This window comes from Kitasatospora sp. NBC_01246, assembly GCF_036226505.1.
Classification (GTDB): Bacteria; Actinomycetota; Actinomycetes; order Streptomycetales; family Streptomycetaceae; genus Kitasatospora.
The window spans coordinates 5,204,662-5,225,052 of the sequence record NZ_CP108484.1; the positions used below are offsets into that span (position 1 = coordinate 5,204,662).

Genomic DNA, 20,391 nt, shown 5'->3' on the forward strand with positions numbered 1-20,391 from the left:
TGAACACCGCCCGCTCCGGGCGCCGTTGCCCCGGGTGGGGGCACCCGGGGGGCGGGGCCGACAAGCGAGGGAGCAGGACATTGGATCAGCAGCAGGAGCACGAGGACGTCGGGGAGTTCCGGCTGGCGGCGGTGTTCGACATGGTCGACCCGGTGACCGGGCCGGGGTTCTCGGACCGCGCGGTGGTCGAGGACGCGACGGAGCGGGCCGCGCTGGCCGGGTACCTGCGGGCCGGCGCGGAGGTGCTGATGACGCCGATGCTCATGGACGACATCTTCGACACCTCCCGGCAGGGCGCCGTCCCGCTGAACTACCGCACCGACGGCGAGTGGATCTGGACCGACACCGTCACCTACTACCTGGAGGAGTACGACATCGCTCCCGAACCCGGGCTGCTGGCGCACCTGCGCGAGCGGGGCGACGCACGGCCCCAGCCGGACGCGGCGACCCTGGAGCGGGCGGCCGACTTCGTCCTCCACCCGCCGCAGCCGGCCGAGCCGGCCTGGCGCCCGGACACCGACTGAACCCCGCGTGCCCCGCCGTCCGTGAGTTCCTAAGGGACGGCTGTGTCGGGCGGCCGCTGCGGCCGGGACGGGCCGTCCCGGTCGGGTGTCGTTGTCGAGAGCCAGGAGGCCCGGGTGGGCAAGGTGCGCAACGGACGTGAGAGTCAGCCGTCGGGCGGGGGCGTCCAACTGCCCGCCGTGGCATGGGCGGTGCCCGAGCCGGCCGAGGAGGCCGGGCAGCCGGCGGAGGCCGCGGCCGGGCCCGCGCGGCGGGCGCCCGCCGCTGTGGGCGCCGCCGGGGCGATGCCCCCGGTCGGGGAGAGCGGCGCCGCGGCGCCCGGGCAGTCCCGCGCCGGGGTGAGCGCCGTGCCCGCACCGGCGGGAGCGGCCGAGGAGGAGGGCGGCCAACGCCGCCTCCCCAAGTCGATGGTGGCCGCCGCGGTGATCGCCGGCCTCGTGCTGGTCGGGGTGCCGCTGGCCCTCTCCGGGTTCGGCGGGGACGGCCCCCACCCCCCCGGCGCCGACGGCCCGCCGCCCGCCGGGTACTCCCAGCCGGACGGCGGCGGCGACGGCTACGTGCCGGGCCCCGACGCGCCCGGAAACCCGCCCGGTAACCCGCCCGGCGACCAGCCCCCGCAGCCCGGCCCGCCGGCCGACGGCCCGGCACCCGGGGAGGGCGTGGTCCCCGCCGCCGCCGGGGCCGCCGCCCTGCCCGACGCCGTCCAGGCCCCCGACCCGGGCCCGAGCGCGCGGCCCACCGGTCGTCCCGCCACCGGCACCGCGGCGAGCGCCCCCGCACCCGCCCAGGGCGCCGGACAGAGCACCGCCCAGACCAACGGACAGGCCGCCGGCACGCCGCAACCCCAGCCGCCCGCCGCCGAGCAGCCCGCCGTGCCCCCGGCCAAGCCCACCCAGCAGGCGGCCCCGCCGCCCCCGCCCCCACCGCCGACCTACTACGCCGTCGCGGGCCCCGGCTGCGGCGGGTCCACCTCCATGCAGCTGAACGGCTGGTACGACAAGGGCCAGGAAGGCTGGCGTCGCAACTCCGGCGGCTACACCGGCGACGGCTGCGGCGGTGGCTTCAGCTCGGTGCCGATGTCCGGCGACGCGAACGACGACAAGAGCAACTCGGTGGTGTGGACCTTCACCACCGGCCCGGTCACCACCGGCACCTGCAACCTGTCGGTCTTCGTGCCCGACGGGGACATCAAGGCGGTCGGCGGCGCCCCGACCTACTACACCGTGCAGGACAGGTCCTTCGAGGTGAACCAGGTCGCCCACCGGGGCCAGTGGGTCTCCGCGGGCACCTTCCCGCTCAGCGGCGGAAGGATCGCCGTGGTGCTGCACAGCCGCGGCAACGACTGGAAGGGCGGCACCCAGACCTACGCCCACCACGCCGCCTCCGCTGTCAGGGCCAACTGCACCGGCTGACCCGCGGCCCGCACCACCGGCGGCCCATCGACCGCCGCCCGTACCACCGCCCGCACCACCGCCCGACCAGCGTCACCGCCCCACGAACGACGGAGGAGAACGCCCGATGAGCCGCCATGTGCTGACGGTCTGCGCGGAGCCGAGCGGCGGCGGTTACCGCACGATCGGCGCCGCCCTGGAGGCGGCCCGCAGCGGAGCGGTCATCAGCGTCCGCCCGGGCCGTTACGAGGAGAACCTGGTGATCACCAAGATGGTGACCATCACCGCCGAGGAGGCCCGCGGCAGCGTGCGCATCTCACCCCGGCGCGGCGCGGTGGTGCAGGTGGTCGCCGAGGCCGTCCAGCTCACCGGCCTGGTCCTCCAGGGCCAGGACGAGGAACTGCCCACCGTCGACGTCCCGCGCGGCCAGGCCGCCCTCCAGGACTGCGAGGTGGCGGGCAACTCCTGGACGGCCGTGCTGGCCCGCCAGCAGGGCTCGCTGGCGATGCGCGGCTGCCGCGTCGTCAACCCCGCCGGGGCCGGCATCGTCGAGACCTCGACCGGCACCAGCGTCATCGAGGACTGCGTGATCGAACACCTCGGCAGCTCCGCCGTGGTGATCGGCGAACGCGCCAACCCCGTCGTCCGCGGCTGCGTCATGCGCGACGCCCGCGGCAACGGCGTGTGCGTCAACGGCGAGGGCCGCGGCTCGATCGAGGACTGCGAGATCTCCGCCACCGACAAGCCCGGCATAGCCCTGGAGGAGAACAGCTCCACCCGGGTGCTGCGCACCACCGTCCTGGACACCTCGATCGGCGTCTACGTCAGCTCCGCCGCCCAGGTGGTGCTGGAGGACTGCACCGTCAGCTCAACCCGCGGCCACGGCGTGGTGCTGGCCGGCGGCACCGACCCGCTGCTGCGGCGCTGCCGCACGGTGCGCACCAAGGGCCACGGCATCCACGTCACCGGCCGCTCCCGCGGCCGCTTCGAGGAGTGCGAGGTGGCCGCCTCGGAGCTGGCCGGGATCCTGGTGGACGAGTCCTCCAGCCCCGCCCTGACCCGCACCGCGGTCGCCGACAGCGCCGGGGCGGGAGTGGAGCTGACCGGCGAGAGCGCCGCCGAGTTCGACCGGCTGGAGGTGCGCGGCGCGGCCGGGGCCGGGGTGAGCGTGCGCGACGGCGCCAACCCGCTGCTGCGCCGCCTGGACATCGCGGAGGTGCGCGGCCACGGCGTCGAGGTGTTCCGGGAAGGACGCGGACGCCTGGAGTCGTGCGTGCTGTCCGCCACCGGGCGGGCCGCACTGCGGGTCGCCGACGGCGGCAACACCCAGGTCGGCGGCTCCACGGTGCGCGGCGGCGCCCCGGCCGCCGGCCCCGGCCGGGCCGCCGCGGTGGCCGGGGTCGAGGTCGGCCCCGGCGGCGTCGCCTCCCTGCGCGACTGCGACATCGCCGAATGGACCGGCGACGGCGTGCTGGTCGAGGACGGCGGCGAACTCACCATGGTCCGCGCCCGGGTGCACGGCAACCGCGGCCACGGCGTGCTGATGGCGGCGGGCAGCCGGGCCGCGCTGAACGGCTGCGAACTGACCGACAACGCCGGCGACGGCCTGCGGGTGGACTCCGAGGAACCGGTCCGGGTCACCGGGTGCACCGTCGCCGGCAACCGCGGCTCGGGGCTGCGCCAGACCAGGGCCGGCAGCCGGCTGGCGGTACAGGACCTCACCAGCCGGGACAACGGCCGCGCCGACAGCCACGGCAGCGCGAGCGCCGGCGCCGAGGACGGCCCCGCGGCGGTCCGACCGGCCGGCGCGCAGGACGGCACCGGCGTCGGCGCCGGGGACCGCGACGACGCCACCGACCCGGCGCGGCACTCGGCCGCCGCCCCGCCGCCGCCCGAGCCGGAGGGACCGCAGGCCGCGCTGCAGGCGCTGGTCGGTCTGGAGGGCGTCAAGGACCAGGTGGCCACCCTGGTCAACCTCAACAAGCTGGCCCGGCGCCGGGAACAGGCCGGCATGCCGGCTCTGCCGATGGGCCGCCACCTGGTCTTCGCCGGGCCGCCCGGTACCGGCAAGACCACCGTCGCCCGTCTCTACGGCGCCATCCTCGCCGAGCTCGGCGTGCTGCCGAGCGGCCACCTGGTGGAGGTGGCCCGCGCCGACCTGGTCGCCTCGATCATCGGCGGTACGGCGATCAAGACCACCGAGGTGTTCCAGTCCGCGCTCGGCGGCGTGCTGTTCGTCGACGAGGCGTACACGCTGTCCGCCGGCTCCGGCGGCACCGGACCGGACTTCGGCCGGGAGGCGATCGACACGCTGGTCAAGCTGATGGAGGACCACCGCGACGACGTGGTGGTGATCGTCGCCGGGTACTCGGACGAGATGCGCGACTTCCTCGCCTCGAACCCGGGCCTGGCTTCCCGTTTCAGCCGCACCGTGGACTTCCGCAACTACTCGCCCGAGGAACTGGTCACCATCGTCGAGCGGTCCGCCACCGCGCACGGCTACGAACTCGACGCCGTCACCGTGGACGCGCTCGGGACGCACTTCACGCGGATGCCCAAGGGCGCCGACTTCGGCAACGGCCGCGCCGCCCGCAAGGTGTTCGAGGAGATGGTGGACCGCCAGGCGTCCCGGCTGGCCGAGCTCGCCGAAGTCACCGACGCGGACCTGCCGCTGCTGCTGCCCGAGGACCTCGGCGCGGAGGCCGCCGCCGCGGCCCGGGCGGAGGCCGGCGCGGCGGGCGCCGATGGCGGCAAGGGCACCGAACTGCTGGAACAGCTGCGCTCGATGGTCGGCCTGGCCGCCGCCAAGGAGCAGGTCGAGAACCTGGTCAACCTCATCACCCAGGTGCGCCGCCGGGAGGAGGCCGGCCTGCCCACCGCGAAGATCAGCCACCACCTGGTCTTCGCCGGGCCGCCCGGTACCGGCAAGACCACCGTCGCCCGCCTGTACGGCGAGCTCCTCGCCGAACTCGGCGTGCTGCCCGGCGGTCAGCTGATCGAGACCGCCCGCGCCGACCTCGTCGGCCGCTACATCGGCCACACCGCCCAGCTCACCCGCGACGCCTTCGAACGCGCGCGCGGCGGCGTGCTGTTCATCGACGAGGCCTATACCCTGACGCCCCGCAACGGGGCCGGCGGGGACTTCGGCCAGGAGGCGGTGGACACCCTGATGAAGCTGATGGAGGACCACCGCGACGAGGTCGTGGTGATCGTGGCCGGCTACCAGGAGGAGATGGAGGGCTTCCTCGCCTCCAACCCCGGCCTGGCCTCCCGCTTCTCCCAGCAGATCGCCTTCGACCACTACAGCGCGGACGAACTCGTCACCATCGTCCGGCTGCAGGCCGAGCAGGCCGGCTACGTCTGCGCGCCCGAGACCCTCGCCGCCCTGGCGCAGCTGTGCGAAACCGTCCCGCGCGACCGCAACTTCGGCAACGGCCGCTTCGCCCGGCAGACGCTGGAGGCGATGGTGACCCGGCAGGCCGGGCGCCTGGCCCGGCTCGACATCGGCGACGTCTCGGAGCTGAGCCTGCTGCTGCCGCAGGACATCCCCGTGCCGGCGCGGGGGAGGGCTGGATGACCGGCGCTCGCTCCCGTGCGCGCCGCGCCGCGCGGATCCGACCGGCTGCGGGGGTGCGGCGGACGGGGGCCGGTCCGGCGGTGTGCGCCGTGCTGTGCCTCGGCATCCTGCTGGCGCAGGCCGGCCCGGCCGGCGCCGCACCCGGTGCCCCGGTCTCCGGTGCCCCGGTCCCCGGCACTCCCGCCGCGGCGGGTACGGCCCGTCCGGGACAGCCTTCCTCCGGCGGCGCCGAGCCGGGGTCGCTGCCCGTGATCGGGCAGAGCCGGAGCGCGGGCCGCGCGGACGGCTGCGTGAAGCCCTCCGACAAGGACACCGACCGGATGCCGTGGGCGCAGGCCTTCCTGCGTCCCGAGACCGCCTGGCAGCTCGGCCGCGGCGCCGGGGTGACCGTCGCCGTCGTCGGCTCCGGAGTGGACCCGGCCTCCGGCGTCCTGGGCGGGCGCCTGGTGCCGGGGCCGCGCGAGTACGGCGAGGGCGCCTCCACCCGCGACTGCGTCGGCCACGGCACGTTCCTCGCCGGACTGATCGCGGCCGGCCGGCGCGACGGCGTCGGCTTCGCGGGCATCGCCCCCGAGGCGCGCGTCCTGGCCGTGGCCGTGACCGATGACGCCGGGAACACCACCGCCGCCCTGCTGGCCAAGGGCATCCGCGACGCGGCCGACGGCGGCGCCCGGGTGATCGCGCTGGCCCTGCCCGTCGCGGCGGGTGACGAGGACCTCGCCGGCGCGGTCCGCTACGCAGGCGGCAAGGGGGCTCTGGTGGTCGCCCCGGCCGGGCCCGACCAGGGGAGCGGGTCCGGGTCCGGGTCCGCCCCGGCCCCCGCGGAGGTCCTGACGGTGTCCGACCTGGCCCCGAACGGTGCCCCGAACGGCGGCGGTACGGACTCCGGCGGGTCGGGCGGGGTCGGCTCGGGCACCTCCGGCACTTCCGGCGGCTCCGGTGCCCCGGGCGGCGGGGCCGGGCGGATCGACCTGGTGGCCCCGGGGGGCGCCATGATGAGCGTCGGGCCCGGCGGCAAGGGCTACTTCACCGGCTCGGGGCCCAGCTTCGCCGCCGCCGTGGTGGCCGGCACCGCGGCCCTGGTCCTCGGCTACCGGCCCGACCTCGGGCCGGCCGGGCTGAAGGACCGTCTGACGTCCACCGCCTACCACCCGGGCACCGCCCTGCCGGACCCCCGCGTGGGCTACGGCACGGTCGACCCGGCGGCCGCCGTCGGCGCCCCGGCGCCGGCCGCCGTCCCGCCGTCGCCCCGCCCGGCCCCGACCGTCGCCGCACTCCGGCCGCCGTCGCCGGACACCGCCGGGCACCAGGCGGTGGTGACGGCGGGCGCCGTCCTCGCCGGCGTCGCCCTGGTCACCGGCACCGCACTGGTCTGCGCGGCCGGCCGCCGCCGCGCCTGGCGCCCCGGGCGCTGGCAGGCCTGACGGGCCCTCCCAGGCCCTAGCCGGCGGGAACGGCGGCGCCTGGGTGGCTCATCCCCTCGGCGACCGCGGCGGCGAGTTCGAGGTGGGCGCGGCGGGTCCGGTGGCGGAGCTTCGCGGGCTCGAACGTCCCGCCGAGGGCCAGGTGCTCGTCGAAGGGCAGGACGACGGCGGCTCGGCAGAGGCTCTCGAAATGCGCCACCAGGTTCTCCGCCTTCACCACCCGGCCCGTGCCGCGGACGCCGGAGACCACGGTCACGCTGCGCCGTGCCAGCGGCCCGTAACCGTTCGCGTGCAGCCACTCCAGGGTGGCGTCGGCGCCGCTCGCGCCGTCGAGGCTGGCGGTGGCGGCGACGACCAACTGGTCGGCGAGGTCGAGCACGGCGCGTGTGGCGCCGTGCAGCAGGCCGGTGCCGCAGTCACTGAGGACGATCGGGTACTGGCGGGCGAGCAGGTCGACCAGCCGCTGGTAGTCCTCGCCGCCGAAGGCGGTGGCGACCGCCGGGTCCGGGTCGTTGCCCAGCACCTCCAGACCGCTGGGGGTCAGCGAGGTGAAGCGGCGGATGTCCATGTAGCCGGTGATCGAGGGAGCGGCTACCAGCAGGTCCTGGACGGTGGCCGTGGTCTCCCGGTGAACCCGCGCGCTCAGGGTGCCGGTATCCGGATTGGCGTCGACGGCGATCACCTTGTCGGACCGCGTCTCGGCGAGCACGGAGCCGAGCGCCAGCGTCACGGAGGTCTTGCCCACACCGCCCTTGAGGCCGACGACCGCGATCCGGTAGGAGCGGTGCAGCGGGGTGCGGACGACGGCCTCCAGCCGTTCCCGATCGACCCGGCCCAGGCCGAGCCCGGCGCCGAGGCCGATCCCGCGCAGGCCCCGCCGGGCGACGGGCGCGCCGACCCCCGGCACGGCTTGGGCCGGCTGTGCCGCCGGCTGGGGCGGGGCGGCGAGGGGAGCGGCCTCCGGGAGCACGGGCACCGTGCCCGTGGCGTCCAACGGCCGGTGCCGCTCGGGCTCCTGTGGCGGCGAGACGGGCCCGTACACCGGGGCGAGGTCCCAGTCCGCCTCCCGTTCCAGCCGCCGCACCCGTTCGATGACCGTGTGGTCGCCCGTCACGCCATTGCCTCCTGTCACCGCATCGCCCCGCCGCCCGCCTCGACTCAACGGCCCGGGGCGGCGAGCCGGTTCAACGCCGCATCCCGCCCCGGATCGACGGGGCGAACACCCGACGGGTGCGCGTCGGATCAGCTGCGGCAGCGGCCGGACGCCGAGCAGCCGTCCCCGGGCAGCCCCCGCGTCCCGGGCTTCGCGACCAGGACGCTCGACCACCGCCGGACCGCACCGCCGGCACTCGGGCGCACCGGGCCGCCGTTTCGACAGCTGTCCCGTCGCCTGCCATGAGTAGGGTGGCGGCGTGAATCGTCTCGCCGGTGCGACCTCGCCCTATCTGCTGCAGCACGCCGACAACCCGGTCGACTGGTGGCCCTGGGGCCCCGAGGCGTTCGCGGAGGCGGAGCGGCGCGGCGTGCCGGTGCTGCTGTCGGTCGGGTACGCGGCCTGCCACTGGTGCCACGTGATGGCCCACGAATCCTTCGAGGACGAGGCGCTGGCCGCGTACGCCAACGAGCGGTTCGTCGCGGTGAAGGTCGACCGCGAGGAGCGGCCGGACGTCGACGCGGTCTACATGGAGGCGGTGCAGGCGGCCACCGGGCAGGGCGGCTGGCCGATGACGGTCTTCCTCACGCCCGACAAGGACCCGTTCTACTTCGGGACGTACTTCCCGCCGGAGCCCCGGCACGGGATGCCGTCCTTCCGGCAGGTCCTGGAGGGCGTCGACGCGGCCTGGCGGGACCGGCGCGAGGAGGTCGGCGAGGTCGCCGCCCGGATCCGGGCCGACCTGGCCGAGCGGGCCTCGGTGTACGGGGTCGGCAGCGGGGTCCACCGGCCGCCGGGGGAGGCCGAGCTGCACGAGGCGCTGGTCGCGCTCGGCCGGGAGTTCGACGCCCGGCGCGGCGGCTTCGGCGGGGCGCCCAAGTTCCCGCCGGCCATGGTGATCGAGTTCCTGCTGCGCCACCACGCCCGGACCGGCTCGGCGGCCGCGCTGGAGATGGCCGTCCGGACCGCCGCGGCGATGGCCCGCGGCGGCATCCACGACCAGCTCGGTGGCGGCTTCGCCCGGTACGCGGTGGACGCCGGCTGGGTCGTCCCGCACTTCGAGAAGATGCTCTACGACAACGCGCTGCTGCTCCGCGCGTACCTGCACCTGTGGCGGGCCACCGGCTCCCCGCTCGCCCGCCGGGTGGCGCTCTCCACGGCCGACTTCCTGCTGCGTGAACTGCGCACCCCCGAAGGGGCGTTCGCCTCGGCGCTGGACGCCGACAGCCTGGACGGGAGCGGCGCCTCGGTCGAGGGGGCGTACTACGCCTGGACGCCGGGGCAGCTCGCCGAGGTGCTGGGGGAGGCGGACGCGGCCCTCGCGGCGGAGCTCTACGAGGTGACCGCGACGGGGACGTTCGAGCACGGCTCCTCGGTGCTGCAGCTGCCGGCCGACCCGCCGGACGCCGAGGCGGCCGAGCGGATCCGGGCGAGGCTCTTCGCGGCGCGGGCCGAGCGGCCGGCGCCCGCCCGGGACGACAAGGTGGTCGCCGCCTGGAACGGGCTGGCCGTCGCCGCGCTCGCCGAGACCGGCGCGCTGCTGGAGCGGCCCGACCTGGTCGAGGCCGCCGAACGCGCCGCCGACCTGCTGCTGGCGGTCCACCTCACGCCGGACGGCCGGCTGCTGCGCACCTCCCGGGACGGCCGGGCCGGTGCCCACGCGGGCGTCCTGGAGGACTACGCGGACACCGCCGAGGGCTTCCTCGCGCTGTACGCCGTCACCGGCGAGGCCGAGTGGCTGGAGCTGGCCGGCGGGCTGCTGGACACCGTGCTCAAGCACTTCGCCGACGAGGCGTCCGGCGCGCTGTACGACACCGCCGACGACGCCGAGGAGCTGATCCGGCGGCCCCAGGACCCGACGGACAACGCCACCCCGTCCGGCTGGACGGCCGCGGCCGGCGCGCTGCTGACCTACGCCGCCTACACCGGGTCGGCGCGCCACCGCACGGCCGCCGAGCGGGCGCTCGGCATCGTCGGGGCACTGGCCGGCCGGGCGCCCCGGTTCATCGGCTGGGGCCTGGCGGTGGCCGAGGCGCTGGTGGACGGCCCGCGCGAGGTGGCCGTGGTCGGATCGGCCGGGGATCCGGCGACGGCCGCGCTGCACCGGGCGGCGCTGCTGGGCACCGCGCCCGGCGCGGTGGTCGCGGTCGGCGCGCCGGACGCCGACGAGGTGCCGCTGCTGGCGGACCGGCCGCTGGTGGGCGGCGCACCCGCCGCCTACATCTGCCGGCACTTCGCCTGCGACGCACCGACCACCGACCCGGCGGTGCTGGCCGAACGACTGGGCGTCCTGGTGGAGTTGGACGACCCGGCGAGCTGAATCGAGTTGTGCCCGGCCGGGCGAGAATCGCCCATGACCTGGACCCTGGCCACGTCCCTGGACGACTTCCTCGCGCGGGCGGGCGGCTTCCTCCGCGCCCGCCCGGCCGAGAACACCGTCCTGCTCACCGTGAGCGACCGGCTGGTCGGGCGCGGGCCGCACGCCTTCGGCCCGCAGCCGCCGGTCTTCGGGTGGTGGAGCCGTGAGCCGCGCGGCCCGGTCGAGGGCGCGTTCCTGCGGACCCCGCCGTTCGAGCCGCGCCTCGGCGTGATGCCGGACCGGGCGGCGGCCGAACTCGCCGTAGAACTGGCTGCGGCGGGGCCGGACTTCACCGAGGTCACGGCAGTCTCCGGTGGCGAGTCGGCGGTCCACGCGTTCGCCGCCGCCTGGCAGGCCGCGACCGGCGCCACCGCGTGCGCGCGCTCCCGTCAGCGGCTCTACCGGCTCGACGGGCTGACCGGCCCGCCGCGCCCGCCGGCCGGCCGCCCCCGGGTCTGCGCTCCGGCCGACCGCGAGCTGCTGGTGGACTGGTACGGGGCCTTCGGGGCCGAGGTCGCCATCGAACTCCCGAACGCCCGGGACACGGTGGACGACCGGATCGCCGCCGGGCTGCTCCACGTCTGGGAGGACGGCGGCGCCCCGGTCGCGATGGCCGGGAACAGCCCGGTGATCGCCGGCATGTCGCGGATCGGCCCGGTCTACACCCCGCCCGAGCGGCGCGGCCGCGGCTACGCGAGCGGCGTCACCGCGGCGGCCTCGGCGCACGCGCTCGCGCAGGGGGCGGCCGAGGTGCTGCTGTTCACCGATCTGGCCGACCCGACCAGCAACTCGATCTACCGGCAGCTCGGCTACCGCCCGGTGGAGGACTGCCTGACGGTCGGCTTCCGGGGTTGAGCGGCGGGCGTCCCCGTCCGACGGTTCGGCGTCCGGGCGTGACCGGCGGGCGGCCCGTCCACGGCGCGGGGGGCGGGCTACTCCCAGTCCCACCGGACGCCGAGCAGGCAGGGCTGGAGAGCCGTCGCCACCAGGTGCACGCAGTGGTGGCCGTCGAGGGTCAACTCCTCCGTCTCGTAGGGCTTCTCGCCGGGGGAGCGGAGGGCGAAGCGGTGGCAGCGGACGGGCAGGGCGGCGGGGTGGAAGGTGACCTGAAGGACGTACTGGCCGGCGCCGGAGTTGAAGCCTCGGACGTACTCGCAGCCGGGCGTGGGTGACGGGCTGGCGTCGAAGCCGTAGCCCAGCAGGTGGGTGTCGCCGGCCCGGAGGCGGCGGTCGAGGAGGAGCTCGGCGACCAGCAGGTGATGGGTCTGGTCGCGGCGGATCCGGCCGGGGCGGCAGTTCTCCTCGGCGCGCACGCCGACCCGGGCGATGTCGCAACCCGGGTCCCCCTGGTAGATGGCCAGGTAGCGGTCGATGCCTTCGCGGTGGGCGCGCAGCGCGTGCTGGGAGTCCCGGCGCAGCAGTTGGCGGTCGGCGCCGATCCGGATCCGCTCGATGTGGGTGATGGTGTGCAGGCCGGTGTCGCGCGGGCCGGAGAGCTCGGCGAGCAGGTCGTCGACGGCGGCGGCCGGGGAGATGAGGTCCCGGTAGGGGCGCACGGGCGGGCCGGCCTGCTCGGCGGGGGTGGCCCGGCGGGGGCCGAGCAGCCGGGTGAGGGAGTGCTCGGGGAGTTCCAGCACCTCCTCCAGGGCCCGGACCGCGCGCAGCGATTCGGGCCGGTCGGGCCGGCGGCGGCCCTGCTGCCAGTAGCTGAGGCTGGTGACCCCGATGTCGATGCCGCGCAGGGCGAGGTGCCGGCGGATCCGGTGCAGGGCGAGGCCCCGGGCGGCGATGGCGGTGCGCAGGGCCACGTGGAACGGGCCGGTGCGCAGCGCGGTGGCGAGGTCGGCCTGGTCGCTCCGCTGCATGGCGGCCTCCTCGGTGGGCGGGCAGGGCGGACACCGGCTGGTCGTGAATATTCACATGTGGAAGGCCGTTTGTCACCGGTCCGGGCCTGCCGCGCGGGCGTTTCCGGGGCGGCGTTCACACCTGGGCCGGGCCGTTCACACCGCGTTCCGCGTGCTGTGAAGGCCGTTGACCTGCTTCTGTCAACGGGGCGATGCTCGGTGGCGCGATCCGGACCGCACCCAGACGGAACCCCCACTCCTCTGTCGTGCAAGGAGAAACTCCCCCATGCCAGTTCCACGGATACGTCCGCGCCGCGCCGTCGCGGCGCTCGCGCTGGGCGTGCTCGGCCCGGCGCTCAGCGTCGCGGCGACCAGCCCCGCCTCGGCCGCGCCGGCCCCCACCGGTGCGTCCGCCCAGGTTCGTCCGGCCGCGGCGCCGGGCAGTACGGCCGATCTGGCCGGCACGTTCAAGAAGCTCAACATCACCATGCAGCAGCAACAGCAGACCAACTGGTGCTGGGCGGCGAGCGGCAACACCATCGCCACCTGGTTCGGGTACGACTACAGCCAGAACCAGTTCTGCAACGCCGCGTTCGGCCGCTCGTCCAACTCCAGCTGCCCCAACAGCCAGGCCACGCTGGGCGACGTGCAGAACGGTCTCAGCCGAATCGGCATCAACCCCGGCTCGTACGTCACCGGGTACCTGCGCTACAGCACGGTGCAGACCGAGGTGAACGCCAACCGGCCGATCGAGACCCGGATCCAGTGGAGCTCCGGCGGTGGCCACATGCACGTCGTCTACGGCTACGACACCGGCAGCAACTGGGTGTACTGGGGCGACCCGTGGCCCTCCAACACCCGCTACAACTGGGCGGACTTCACCTACTACGTGTCCAACGGCACGTTCTCCTGGACCCATTCCCTGTACCGGATCGGCGCGTGAGGGCGGCCATGACCAGCATCCGTAACGCGGCCGTCGCCGTCCTGCTCGCCGCCGGCCTCGGTCTGGCCGTCACCCCGGCCGCCCAGGCGGACACCGCCGCGGACAGCTCCGCGGGCACCCCCGCCCCGGTCACCGCCGCCGACCTCGCGCAGGCCCGGGGCGCGGTCCAGGACCCGGCCGTCCTGGACCGGTTGGGCCACTTCTTCGCCCGCAAGGGCGTCCCGCCGACCCAGCAGCTCACCATCGGCGCGGCCGAGGAGGCGCGGGCGGCGAGCGCGGCCGCGCCGAGCCTCTCGGGCGACACCGTGCCGGTCTACACCCTGGACGCCGGCTTCGTGGCCGGCGCCGCGGGCGCACCGGTCGCGACGGCCGAGTACACCGCCAGCAAGGCCGTCTCGGCGGACGGCCAGGTGGCCTCGGTCTGGACGGTCAAACAGGGCGACGGCTGGCGGGTGGTCAACATCGCCTCGGGCGGCGACGAGACCGACTACGCGGCGCGGGCGGCGCCCGGCGGTGGCGGGACGGCGTTCCGCGAACCGCAGCTCAACGCCTGGTACGTGCTGCGGGACGGCCGGGTGCTGCCGCTGGACGACGAGGCGCGGCGTTCGGTGGGCGGGTCCGGGGTGAGCCTGGCGGCCTACCAGCGGCTGGTACACCAGCGGTACGGGGACAAGCTGCCCGGCTCGGCGTACGACCGGGCCGGCAAGGGCGGCGGCTACCAGCCGGACGCCACCGGGCAGGGGGCGGCCGCGGCGGACGGCGGCACGCTGCCGGCCGTCACGGCGGCGGCGGCCCTGGGGGCCACGGCGCTGGTGGGCGCGGGCCTCGCCCTGCGGCGACGGGCGGGCGCCCGGCGCGGCTAGCGGGTCCATCGGATGGCGCGTCCGTCGGATGGCGGGTCCATCGGCTAGCGCGTCCGTCGGATAGCGGGTCCGTCGGACGACGAGTCCGCCGGGCAGCGCGTCCACCGGGTGAGCGGCGGGGTCCGGCTCTGCGGCCGGGCCCCGCCGCGGCTTCGCCGGTGCGGCCCTAGAGGTCGGTGAAGCCGCGCTCCAGCACGGCGAAGGTGTGGTCGACCAGGTCGGCGATGTCCAGCTCGCCGTTGCTCTCGGCCCACCGCAGGACGGTCTCGCCGGTCGCCGCCCCCAGGGCGGCCGCGGTGACCCGCATCTCGAAGGTCGGCTCCTCGACGCCCCGGCGCCGGGTCAGGACGGCGAGGTAGAGGCGCTGCGGGTCGTTGGCGTTCTCGCGCATCCTGGCGCGCAGCGCGGGGACGTCGTGGATCAGCCGCAGGCGGGTGAGCAGCTCGTCGCGTTCGTCCTGGATCAGTTCGCGGATCAGGCCGACGATGGCTTCGCGGCAGGAGCGGAGAAACGGTTCGTCAGCGGGGCGGGCGAGCAGCGCGCTGACGATCGCCGGGTCGTACTCGTCGGTGAGGACGAGGTCCTCCTTGGTGGCGAAGTACCGGAAGAAGGTGGACTGCGAGACCTCGGCCGCGGCCGCGATCTGCTCCACGGTGGTGTTCTCGTAGCCCTGCGCGGCCATCAGCCGGTACGCCTCGCGGCGGATCGTCCGGCGGGTCCTCAGCTTCTTCCGTTCGCGCAGCGACAGCGGCGCCTCCAGCATCGCCCGGACCGAGTGGGCCGGGTCTGCCGGGGGCGCCGTGGTCGGCCGCGTTGCGCTCATACCTTCGATTATCCGTGATCGGCGGCGGGGACGGCGGTGGTCTCCGGGGCGGGACCGGCGCCGGTGCCCGGGCGCGGTTCGGCGGTCGGCATCCGCAGGGCGACCAGCACCGCCGAGAGCAGGGCGATCACCCCGGAGACGAGCAGGACGAGCGTCATCCCGTGCACGTAGGCGGCGTGGGCGGAGACGGTCAGGGCGCCGTCCCCGGAGGCGGCGGCCACCGCGTCGGCGGCGACCACCGACTGCCCGGCCCGGTGCGCGGCCTCGGCCGGGAGCGCGGCGGTGTCCAGCGCACTGCGGTAGGAGTCGGCCAGCATGCTGCCGAAGACGGCGACCCCGATCGCGCCGCCGACCTGGCGCAGCGTCTGCATCAGGCCGGAGCCGACCCCGGCCCGGGTCGGCGGCAGGGTGAGCAGGGCGGAGGCCTGGGCGGTGATCAGCGAGAGGCCCATGCCCAGGCCGAGCAGGGTGAGCCAGACGGCCGCCAGGCCGTAGCCGTCCACGACGGAGGTGCGGCTGCCGAGCAGCAGGGCGGCGGCCAGCGAGGTGAGCCCGAGGGCGATCACCGACCGGGGGCCGATCCGGGCGACCAGCCCCTCGCTGAGCTTGGCGGCCACCATCAGCCCGACCATCATCGGCATCAGCCGCAGACCGGTGCCGAAGGCGTCCGCGCCCAGCACGCTCTGGAAGTACAGCGGCAGGACGAAGAAGGCGCCGAAGAGCACCAGGGAGACCAGCGTCGCGGCCCCCGCGGCCCAGAGGAAGGTCGGGTCCGCGAGCAGGGTGAGGTCGAGCATCGGGGCGTGCTGGTGGCGGCTGCGCAGCACCAGGACGGTGAGGGCGACCAGCGAGCCGCCGATCATGCCGATCACCAGCGGGTCGGCCCAGCCGCGTTCGGGGCCCTCGATGATGCCGTAGGTCAGTGCGGCCAGACCGCCCGCGCCGAGGACGGTGGCGAGCACGTCGATCCGGGGTGCGGCGGGGTTGCGGGTCTCCGGCAGCAGCAGGACGCAGGCGACGATGCCGATCACCGTCAGCGGGACGTTGATCACGAAGATCGCACCCCACCAGAAGTGCTGCAGCAGGAAGCCGCCGATCAGCGGGCCGAGCGGGGTCCCGGCGGCGAGTGCGGCGGAGAGGATCGCGGTGGCGCGGCGCTGCTCGCCGGCCGGGAACAGACCGGGGATCACCGCCAGGGACATCGGCATCACCAGGGCGCCGGCCAGGCCCATCGCCGCACGGGCGGCGACCAGGGTGCCGGGGCTGTCGGCGAGCATGCCGACCGCGGAGGCGAGGCCGAACAGGGCGAGGCCGGTGGTGAGGGTGCGGCGGCGGCCGAAGCGGTCCCCGAGCAGGCCGGCCGGGAGCATCGCGGCGGCGAAGACCACCGTGTAGGAGTCGACGATCCACTGCTGCTGGCCGGTGGTGGCCCGCAGCTGGGAGGCCAGGGTCGGCAGGGCCACGTTGAGGATCGTCATGTCGAAGCTGATGACCAGGACGCTCAGCGCGACGGCGACCAGCGCCAGCCAGCGCCGCGGATCGGGGCCGGGCGGAGCGGGCGGGGCGGGTACGGCGGGAGGGGTCACGGCGGCCTCCGGAGCCTTCGGGGGAGTGACTGTCAAATGACAGTAACTTCCAAAAGAGGGCGGCCGTCAATGTCGCGCGCCACCGCGAGTAGTCGTGACCCACCGTGACGTGTCCTGGAAGTGTGCTTCCCGCACAAGGAATTGACGCAACGTTGATCTGGCGTTCGCCGCCCCGGGGCGGCTTCGGGTGACTGACGGTAGATAGGATGTGGCAATCGGTCAGTGCTGGCCGAAGCGTGCCGAGAGCGAGAAGGGGTGGGGCGGCAGGAGCCGACCACGTGCCCGGCGCAGGAAGGGGAGTCGAATGGCCGGCAGGGAGTCGAGCGCCCAGATCTGGGGTGCGGCGGTGGTGGTGGTGTCCGCGCTGGCCGTGGTCGCGGCCTACCTGATCAACGGTGCCGTCCTGGTGCTGGGGGTCGCCGGGGTCGAGGTGCTGCTGCTCATGGTGTACGTCGGCCGGCGCTGGCAGCAGCTGCACCAGCAGGCCGGGCCGCGCGAGCGCCGTCCGGCGCGCCGGCACCGCCCGGGGCGCGGCCGGCCGGACCCGGCGCACTGCGAGCGCTGCCGCCGGGCGCGCGAGGCGCTGGACGCGCGGCAGGCCGGCTCCCGTCCGTACGGGGTGCGTGAGCAGCTGATCCGCGAGTACCCGGTGCGCGGGTTCCCGGCGCCGGAACGTCGGACCTCGGAGCTTCCGGGCCACGCCCACTCGGCTGCCGGGCTCACGGGTCACGGCCACTCCGCCCCTGGGCTCGCGGGCCACGACCACTCGGCCGCCGAGCTTCCGGGTCACGACCGCGCGGCCCGCGAGCGCGCCGCACGGGAGCGTCCGGGGGGCGAGCGCCCGGGGCACGACGGCGCGGCGCACGAGCGCGGGGACCGCCGGCCGGGCCGGCCGGGTCCGGAGTGGACAGCGGAACGGGCGGCCGCCCGGTCACTGGACCGGCCGACCGCCCGTCGTGGGGCGCCGGGTTCAGCGGGTCGCGCTGTACGCCACCAGTGAGACCCCGATGTACTGCACGATGAAGGCCCCGAGGGTGAAGGCGTGGAACACCTCGTGGAAGCCGAACCAGCGCGGTGAGGGGTTGGGCCGCTTGAGCCCGTACACCACGCCGCCGACGCTGTAGAGCACCCCGCCGACGATCATCAGCACCAGCACCGCGACCCCGCCGGTGCGCAGGAAGTCCGGCAGGAAGAAGGCGGCGGCCCAGCCCAGCGCGATGTACACCGGCGTGTACAGCCAGCGCGGCGCGCCCACCCAGAACACCCGGAACGCTATCCCCGCCAGCGCACCGCCCCAGACCGCCCAGAGCAGCACCTGCTGCGCGGCGCCGTCCAGCAGCAGGATGGTGAACGGGGTGTAGGTGCCCGCGATGATCAAGAAGATGTTCGCGTGGTCGAGGCGGCGCAGCACGGCGTCGCCGCGCGGCCCCCAGGTGAAGCGGTGGTAGACCGCGCTGACCCCGAACAGCAGCCAGGCGCTGACCGAGTAGATCGTGCAGGCGATCTTGGCGGGCGTGGAGTCGGCCAGGCAGATCAGCACGATCCCGGCGGCCACCGTGGCGGGGAACATCCCGGCGTGCAGCCAGCCGCGCCAACTCGGCTTGATCTCCACGCGCTCCGTGCTCTTCAGGAGCTCAGCAGTCATGGGCAGCATGCTACCTGCTACCTACGGCTCCGTAGGTTACTGACGCGTAGGAAGTGGTCCTCATCACTACTTGGACGTTTTGGAGTGTTCGGGGGTCGGTCGGGTCGAGCTCGGGTCGGCCGAAGGAGCCGGATTACCAGCAAGTAACCAGACTGAATGTAGTAAAAGATGAGTCAATTTCACCGTTGCGCCGTGTTCTGGGCTTGAGGCCGGAGCTACGCTGCAAGCACCCTCAAACCCCCGCTACGCCGTCTCCGTGCCGAGATGGCGTGAAACGGAGCGATCGTGTCGTACGAGAACCTCGCTCTCAGCGCATCCGCGCCCACCCGTCACAAGCGCCTGCTGGCCTGGGTGAGCGAGATCGCCGAGCTCACCCAGCCGGCCCGCATCGAGTGGTGTGACGGGTCCGAGGAGGAGTACCAGCGCCTCGCGGACCTGCTGGTCGCTCAGGGCACCTTCAGGAAGCTCGACGAGAAGAAGCGCCCCAACTCCTACTACGCCGCCTCGGACCCCACGGACGTGGCGCGCGTCGAGGACCGCACCTACATCTGCTCCGAGCAGGAGAAGGACGCCGGTCCGACCAACAACTGGAAGGCTCCCGCCGAGATGCGGGAGGTCTTCCAGGGCGAGAACGGTCTCTTCCGCGGCTCGATGAAGGGGCGCACGATGTACGTCGTGCCCTTCTCGATGGGCCCGGTCGGCTCCCCGCTGGCCGCGTACGGCGTCGAGATCACCGACTCCGCCTACGTCGCCGTGTCGATGCGCGTGATGACCCGCATGGGCCAGGCCGTGATCGACCAGCTGGGCGAGGACGGCGAGTTCGTCAAGGCCGTGCACACCGTCGGCGCGCCGCTCGCCGAGGGCGAGGCGGACGTCGCCTGGCCGTGCAACAGCACCAAGTACATCTCGCACTTCCCGGAGACCCGCGAGATCTGGTCCTTCGGCTCCGGCTACGGCGGCAACGCCCTGCTCGGCAAGAAGTGCTACGCGCTGCGGATCGCCTCCACGATGGCGCGTGACGAGGGCTGGCTGGCCGAGCACATGCTCGTCCTCAAGCTCACCCCGCCGACCGGCGAGGCCACGTACGTCGCGGCGGCCTTCCCCTCCGCCTGCGGAAAGACCAACCTCGCCATGCTCCAGCCCACCATCCCGGGCTGGAAGGTCGAGACGATCGGCGACGACATCGCCTGGATGCGCTTCGGCGCCGACGGCCGGCTCTACGCCATCAACCCCGAGGCCGGCTTCTTCGGCGTCGCGCCCGGCACCGGCGTCGACACCAACGCCAACGCCATCGAGACCCTCTGGGGCAACACCGTCTACACCAACGTCGCGCTGACCGACGACGGTGACGTCTGGTGGGAGGGCCTGACCGAGGAGCCCCCGGCGCACCTCACCGACTGGCGCGGCAACGACTGGACGCCGGAGTCCGGCACCCCGGCCGCCCACCCCAACGCCCGGTTCGCCGTCCCGGCCGCGCAGTGCCCGACCATCGCCCCCGAGTGGGAGGACCCGGCGGGCGTGCCGATCTCGGCGATCCTGTTCGGCGGCCGCCGCGCCACCGCCGTCCCGCTGGTGACGGAGTCCTTCGACTGGCAGCACGGCGTCTTCCTGGGCGCGAACATCGCCTCCGAGAAGACCGCCGCCGCCGAGGGCACCGTCGGCGAGCTGCGCCGCGACCCGTTCGCGATGCTGCCGTTCTGCGGCTACAACATGGGCGACTACTTCGCCCACTGGCTGAAGGTCGGCGCCCAGGCGGACGCCGCCAAGCTGCCGAAGATCTACTACGTGAACTGGTTCCGCAAGAACAGCGAGGGCTCGTTCGTCTGGCCCGGCTACGGCGAGAACAGCCGCGTGCTGAAGTGGATCGTCGAGCGCCTGCAGGGCACCGGCGAGGGCGTCGAGACCCCGATCGGCGTGCTGCCGACCGTCGAGGGCTTCGACCTGGACGGCCTGGACCTCTCCGAGGCCGACCGGGAGCTGCTGTTCACCGTGGACGCCGACATCTGGCGTCAGGAGGCCGCGCTCGTCCCGGCCCACCTGGAGCTCTTCGGCTCCCACACGCCCACCGAGCTGTGGGACGAGTACCGAGACCTGGTCGCCCGCCTCGGCTGAGCCTGAGCCTCAGCCCGGCGAGTAGTGGTGGGTGCGTGGCACGAATCGCGCACCCACCGAGCGACAGGACGGCCGGAGTTCCGCGGACGATCTTTCCCCGACCAAGGAGATCGTCCGGACCGGGACTCCGGCCGTAGCTTTTCCCGGAC

The 20,391-nt window shown here is 74.9% G+C and carries 15 protein-coding genes; 10 read left to right on the plus strand and 5 right to left on the minus strand.

Translation table 11 applies throughout. From position 1 onward, the window contains the following. Nucleotides 1-80: 80 nt before the first annotated feature. The 4 genes from OG618_RS22745 to OG618_RS22760 all read left to right on the plus strand — a co-directional run bounded on the left by OG618_RS22745 (nucleotide 81) and on the right by OG618_RS22760 (nucleotide 6,914). The gene (locus OG618_RS22745; protein ID WP_329489379.1) at nucleotides 81-524 is read left to right on the plus strand and encodes a hypothetical protein; all 444 of its coding nucleotides are present in this window, start codon (nucleotides 81-83) and stop codon (nucleotides 522-524) included. Nucleotides 525-647: 123 nt separating this feature from the next. Continuing rightward, a complete protein-coding gene (locus tag OG618_RS22750) occupies nucleotides 648-1,934 on the plus strand; it encodes a hypothetical protein (RefSeq protein WP_329489380.1) in 1,287 nt (428 codons plus the stop codon). Nucleotides 1,935-2,040: 106 nt separating this feature from the next. Then, on the plus strand, nucleotides 2,041-5,490 hold the full coding sequence (locus OG618_RS22755) for a right-handed parallel beta-helix repeat-containing protein (protein WP_329489381.1): 3,450 nt from the start codon (nucleotides 2,041-2,043) through the stop codon (nucleotides 5,488-5,490). Continuing rightward, nucleotides 5,487-6,914: a S8 family serine peptidase gene (locus OG618_RS22760; protein ID WP_329489382.1), complete on the plus strand. Its 1,428-nt coding sequence runs from the start codon at nucleotides 5,487-5,489 to the stop codon at nucleotides 6,912-6,914. The genes OG618_RS22755 and OG618_RS22760 overlap by 4 nt, the downstream gene beginning before the upstream one ends. Nucleotides 6,915-6,930: 16 nt before the next feature. On the opposite strand, the gene OG618_RS22765 is transcribed toward OG618_RS22760, so the two are convergent. After that, on the minus strand, nucleotides 6,931-8,028 hold the full coding sequence (locus OG618_RS22765; protein ID WP_329489383.1) for a MinD/ParA family ATP-binding protein: 1,098 nt from the start codon (nucleotides 8,026-8,028) through the stop codon (nucleotides 6,931-6,933). Between the two features lie 298 nt (nucleotides 8,029-8,326). Between OG618_RS22765 and OG618_RS22770 the strand changes: the two genes are divergently transcribed. Together OG618_RS22770 and OG618_RS22775 are read left to right on the plus strand one after the other, a co-directional pair. Then, complete coding sequence (locus OG618_RS22770; RefSeq protein ID WP_329489384.1) at nucleotides 8,327-10,387, plus strand: thioredoxin domain-containing protein; 2,061 nt, start codon at nucleotides 8,327-8,329, stop codon at nucleotides 10,385-10,387. Between the two features lie 33 nt (nucleotides 10,388-10,420). Beyond that, nucleotides 10,421-11,281 (plus strand): GNAT family N-acetyltransferase, encoded by an 861-nt coding sequence (locus tag OG618_RS22775; RefSeq protein WP_329489385.1) that lies wholly within the window; start codon nucleotides 10,421-10,423, stop codon nucleotides 11,279-11,281. A 77-nt stretch (nucleotides 11,282-11,358) separates the two neighbouring features. On the opposite strand, the gene OG618_RS22780 is transcribed toward OG618_RS22775, so the two are convergent. Then, the gene (locus tag OG618_RS22780) at nucleotides 11,359-12,291 is read right to left on the minus strand and encodes a hypothetical protein (protein WP_329489386.1); all 933 of its coding nucleotides are present in this window, start codon (nucleotides 12,289-12,291) and stop codon (nucleotides 11,359-11,361) included. A gap of 265 nt (nucleotides 12,292-12,556) precedes the next feature. On the opposite strand from OG618_RS22780, the gene OG618_RS22785 reads away from it, so the two are divergent. After that, nucleotides 12,557-13,213: a papain-like cysteine protease family protein gene (locus tag OG618_RS22785; protein ID WP_329489387.1), complete on the plus strand. Its 657-nt coding sequence runs from the start codon at nucleotides 12,557-12,559 to the stop codon at nucleotides 13,211-13,213. Between the two features lie 8 nt (nucleotides 13,214-13,221). Next, nucleotides 13,222-14,076 carry a hypothetical protein gene (locus tag OG618_RS22790; RefSeq protein ID WP_329489388.1) on the plus strand — a complete coding sequence of 285 codons (855 nt, stop codon included), beginning with the start codon at nucleotides 13,222-13,224 and terminating at the stop codon, nucleotides 14,074-14,076. Nucleotides 14,077-14,242: 166 nt separating this feature from the next. Here the strand turns inward: OG618_RS22790 and OG618_RS22795 are convergent, their stop codons facing one another. Continuing rightward, nucleotides 14,243-14,899 (minus strand): TetR family transcriptional regulator, encoded by a 657-nt coding sequence (locus tag OG618_RS22795; protein WP_329489389.1) that lies wholly within the window; start codon nucleotides 14,897-14,899, stop codon nucleotides 14,243-14,245. A gap of 8 nt (nucleotides 14,900-14,907) precedes the next feature. Further along, nucleotides 14,908-16,485: an MFS transporter gene (locus OG618_RS22800; RefSeq protein ID WP_329489390.1), complete on the minus strand. Its 1,578-nt coding sequence runs from the start codon at nucleotides 16,483-16,485 to the stop codon at nucleotides 14,908-14,910. 304 nt (nucleotides 16,486-16,789) lie between these two features. On the opposite strand from OG618_RS22800, the gene OG618_RS22805 reads away from it, so the two are divergent. After that, nucleotides 16,790-17,485 (plus strand): hypothetical protein, encoded by a 696-nt coding sequence (locus OG618_RS22805; protein ID WP_329489391.1) that lies wholly within the window; start codon nucleotides 16,790-16,792, stop codon nucleotides 17,483-17,485. Here the strand turns inward: OG618_RS22805 and trhA are convergent. Beyond that, nucleotides 17,456-18,139: a PAQR family membrane homeostasis protein TrhA gene (trhA, locus tag OG618_RS22810; RefSeq protein ID WP_329489392.1), complete on the minus strand. Its 684-nt coding sequence runs from the start codon at nucleotides 18,137-18,139 to the stop codon at nucleotides 17,456-17,458. The two genes, OG618_RS22805 and trhA, sit on opposite strands and share 30 nt — an antisense overlap. Nucleotides 18,140-18,415: 276 nt before the next feature. Here trhA and OG618_RS22815 point away from each other — a divergent pair, with 276 nt between their 5' ends. Then, on the plus strand, nucleotides 18,416-20,242 hold the full coding sequence (locus OG618_RS22815) for a phosphoenolpyruvate carboxykinase (GTP) (RefSeq protein WP_329489393.1): 1,827 nt from the start codon (nucleotides 18,416-18,418) through the stop codon (nucleotides 20,240-20,242). Nucleotides 20,243-20,391 lie beyond the last annotated feature (149 nt).